Source organism: Planktotalea sp. (genome assembly GCF_039984035.1).
Taxonomy (GTDB): domain Bacteria; phylum Pseudomonadota; class Alphaproteobacteria; order Rhodobacterales; family Rhodobacteraceae; genus Planktotalea.
The window spans coordinates 1-2,612 of record NZ_JBDWVM010000331.1; the positions used below are offsets into that span (position 1 = coordinate 1).

General features: G+C 51.5%; 3 protein-coding genes and 1 pseudogene. 1 reads left to right on the plus strand and 3 read right to left on the minus strand.

From position 1 onward, the window contains the following. Nucleotides 1–576: pseudogene (locus tag ABJQ89_RS14870) on the minus strand (C4-dicarboxylate ABC transporter substrate-binding protein); the annotation flags it as partial. 167 nt (nucleotides 577–743) lie between these two features. Here ABJQ89_RS14870 and ABJQ89_RS14875 point away from each other — a divergent pair. Beyond that, a complete protein-coding gene (locus tag ABJQ89_RS14875) occupies nucleotides 744–1,421 on the plus strand; it encodes an FCD domain-containing protein (protein WP_348496966.1) in 678 nt (225 codons plus the stop codon). On the opposite strand, the gene denD is transcribed toward ABJQ89_RS14875, so the two are convergent. Next, on the minus strand, nucleotides 1,418–2,383 hold the full coding sequence (gene denD, locus ABJQ89_RS14880) for a D-erythronate dehydrogenase (RefSeq protein ID WP_348496967.1): 966 nt from the start codon (nucleotides 2,381–2,383) through the stop codon (nucleotides 1,418–1,420). The two genes, ABJQ89_RS14875 and denD, sit on opposite strands and share 4 nt — an antisense overlap. Continuing rightward, nucleotides 2,380–2,612: NAD-binding protein (locus ABJQ89_RS14885; protein ID WP_348496968.1), on the minus strand; the 233-nt coding region annotated here is incomplete at its 5' end. The genes ABJQ89_RS14885 and denD, both read right to left, overlap by 4 nt.

Below are 2,612 nucleotides of genomic sequence, written 5' to 3' on the forward strand. Positions count from 1 at the left end.
AACGATTGGAGACGCACCAAGCGCTGCGAATACTTTTGTCGCAAGGCCGGGGGGGGAGCGGAATTTCCAGTCTTTGAAGTCAGCCGCTGTGCGGATTGGCTTTGTGGATGCGAGGGACTCAGGACCAGGGATCCACCAACCAACGAATTCCATGTCATAGCCATTGTGCAGCTCGTTCACCGCATCGCGGCCGCCACCGTGAAGGAGCCATGCCATTTGCTGGTATGGGTTCAAATAGCCGCCCAAAAGGTCGCCCGCGAATTGGAACGCTGGGTTTTTACCAGTTTGGTAACCGGAACCTGTCATGTCGCAGTCAAGAATACCTGTCGCTGCCGCGTCAAACGTTTCAACTGATTTCACAACTGAAGACGAATAGAACATCTCAACGGAGATTTCGCCGTTGGACATTGCTTCAATGTCTTCAACGTATTTCGCAGCCATTTTGCCGGAAAGCGTCTCAGGTGAGAAGTGTGTTTGAATGCGGAGTTTAGTTGTCGCGTGGCCATCAGCGAAGGCTGACGTAGCTGCCATAGCGGCAACCACAGCAACCGAAGCGGCTGTTTTCATTAGTTTCATGGTGTCCTCCCAGACGTTGAGCGTTGATTGTAGGTGGGCTGTCGTCCCACCATTCGTATGACGCTGAGGAAACGTTAGGCCGACGAATCGCGTTCAACAAGAAAAAAATGAAATTCTAAATAATTTCGAGATTTTGCTATATTTTCGAATATTTTTTGTTACCTTGAATGCCAAATCTCGATTCAGGCAAGGCAATGCACACCAAGATCGATATATACTCAGAACTGCGTAAACGCTTGACATCCAACGGATTTGATCATGGTGCAAAGCTACGTGCGGAAGTCTTGCGGGACGAATTCAAATGTTCTGCAAGCGCTGTGCGCGAAGCGTTATTTCGATTGGCCACGGTTGGTCTTGTCAATTTTCAAGAACAGCGCGGTTTTCGTGTTCCGCAACGTTCAGGCCAAAAACTTATCGAATTAACGCACATGCGCGTCTTACTTGAAAGCGAAGGCGCAGCAATGTCGATCCGAAATGGCGGCATCGCTTGGGAGGCGCGCCTCACCGCTGCGCACCATAAACTAAGCCATATTGAAAAACGCATCCATGCCTCAGAAGATTCCAGTGGCTTGATTGATCTCTGGTTCAGCTCAGAACACGAATTTCATCAAACGTTGATTTCGGCCTGTGGGTCAGAAACGTTAAAACAAACGCACAGCGTTATTTACGCTCAGTTTCGCCAACAACTGATGAAGGCCGATCGCAAATTCAATTTCATTTCCGAAAACATTCGCCAGCATGCGGACATACTTGATGCCGCGTTAGCTGCGGATGAAATTTTGACCCGCGAAAGAATAAGCGATCATTTAGCGCGTCACCTTACGGGCAAGACGCTAGAAGATTAAGAATTCAGATCGTCCGCGATGTAAGTTTCGATAATCTCGTCAAAGCTGGATTCGGCTTTGAACCCCAAATCAATTGCGCGCGTTGGTTCGAAATTTCGCGGCCAGCCATCGACGATTTTACATATCGCTTCATCGCGAACGGGTTTGATCAGATCAACAGGTCCCTGCCCCGCAACGCGGCGTAATGCTTCGATCTGCTCTTCGACCGTACAACTGAACCCCGGCAAGTTCAGCGCGCGACGCCCTTGCAAAAGTTCCGTGTCCAGCGACGCCGCGTGCACCAAAAACCCTGCCGCAGACCGTGGGCTAGCATGCCAATGACGCACAGAGTTTGGCACTGGCAGGATTGCCTCTACGCCGTTGAGTGGTTCGCGAATGATACCCGAGAAGAAGGACGATGCAGCCGCGTTGGCTTTGCCGGGCCTCACACAGATCGTTGGCAATCTGAGCGAGAGCCCATCAACAAAGCCTTTGCGACTGAAGTCGGTGAGCATCAACTCACACGCCGCCTTTTGCGCGCCATAGCTCGTCTGCGGCGCTGACAGAAATTCATCGCTTATCTTTTCAGGATACGGCCCCCCGAAGACCGCGATGGATGAGGTAAAGACGAACCTCGGTCGATACGTATTTCCTGATAGGATATGTTCGTCTTTAAGCGCATTCAGCAAATGCCACATCGGCATCATGTTGACCGCCCAGCCCAAATCGAATTCCGTCTCGGCCTGACCTGAAACGATAGAGGCCAGTTGGTAGATGATGTCGGGCCGCGTAGCCGCCAGCCCCGTCAGAGTAGCCTGATCCGTCACATCGCCAGTGATGGCCTCACACCCGAGTGAAGTTGCTGGAAAGGCCCGATCAAACAGCGTCAACTCAAGATCTGGATAGGTATTTTCAGCGATGATCTTTTGGGCCAGTTTTTGGCCAATCATGCCACCGCCGCCGAGGATGAGAACTTTTGTCATGACAGGTTGTTCCGCTTCTTGAGTTCCAAATATAGGCCCGAGTGGTCCAGGTCAGCGCCGTCCAAGTCGTTCACAAAGTGCGCAAACCGATCACGTACCGCTTGTGTGGATGGCAATTCCAGATCGAGGCTCGCCGCTTCAGCCAAAGTGTTGTCCAAATCTTTGAGCTGCAGTTTGGATAACCCGCCGGGCGCGAAATTGCCTTCGGACATCCGCTCGCCATGTTGTT